1 protein-coding gene is annotated in these 1,035 nt (G+C 22.7%); it reads left to right on the top strand.

The window, feature by feature from the left end; genetic code table 11:
* Positions 1 to 178: 178 nt before the first annotated feature.
* Positions 179 to 1,035: ORF6N domain-containing protein (locus CRU91_RS12050; protein WP_146951631.1), on the top strand; the 857-nt coding region annotated here is incomplete at its 3' end.

Genomic DNA, 1,035 nt, shown 5'->3' with positions numbered 1-1,035 from the left:
TGGGTTTCAAAGTATTTATTTAATTTTGAGATTAAAATTTCGATACAAAAATATACTTTCCTTTTTACTTTGGAACTCATACTTAAGGGTATAAATAAAATCTTACAAAATGTAATATTCTTTATACAATTTTTCTTTTTATGATAGAATTTTAGAATTGTTATCATAAGGATATTAAATGAAAGAATTAATAATCACTGAAAATAGTATAAAAAATCAGATATATAATATTAGAGGTTTACAAGTTATGCTTGATAGGGACTTAGCAGAACTTTATGGTGTTGAAACAAAAAGATTAAATGAGCAAGTCAAAAGAAATATAGAAAGATTTCCTAAAGAATTTATGTTTCAACTTACCAAAGATGAATTAGAAATTTGGATGTCGCAATTTGCGACTTCCAATAAAGAGTTTATGGGACTAAGAAAACTTCCTTTTGTTTTTACAGAACAAGGTGTTTCTATGCTAAGTGCTGTTATAAGAAGTCAAATTGCAGTTGAAGTTAGTATAAAAATCATTAAAAGTTTTATTGATATGAGAAATTTTTTGCAAAATAATGCTTCTATATTTTCAAGAATAGAAACCATAGAAAAAAGACAAATTTCTTATAAACTAAAAAATGATTCAAAAGTAGATTTTATCTTAAATGCTTTAGAAGATAAAAACTTGAAACCATCAGAAGGTATTTTTTATGATGGACAAATATATGATTCATATAAATTTGTAAATGATTTAATAAAGTTATCAAAAAATGAAATCATTTTAATAGATAACTATATAGATGATACAGTTTTTACTCTATTTTCAAAATATCAGAATATAAACTTTACTATCTATACAAACAATATTTCAAAACAATTAAATTTAGATTTTGAGAAATATAAAAAACAATATAAAAATATAGAGTTAATAACTTTTAAAGATTCACACGATAGATTTTTAATACTTGATAAAAAAGAGATATATCATTTGGGAGCTAGTTTGAAAGATTTGGGTAAAAAATGGTTCGCTTTTTCTAAAATGAGTTTAGATATAGA

The organism is Aliarcobacter vitoriensis (assembly GCF_003316695.1).
Classification (GTDB): Bacteria; Campylobacterota; Campylobacteria; order Campylobacterales; family Arcobacteraceae; genus Aliarcobacter; species Aliarcobacter vitoriensis.
The sequence above is the reverse complement of the archived record's forward strand: the minus strand, read 5'-3'. Positions and strand labels throughout refer to the sequence as shown.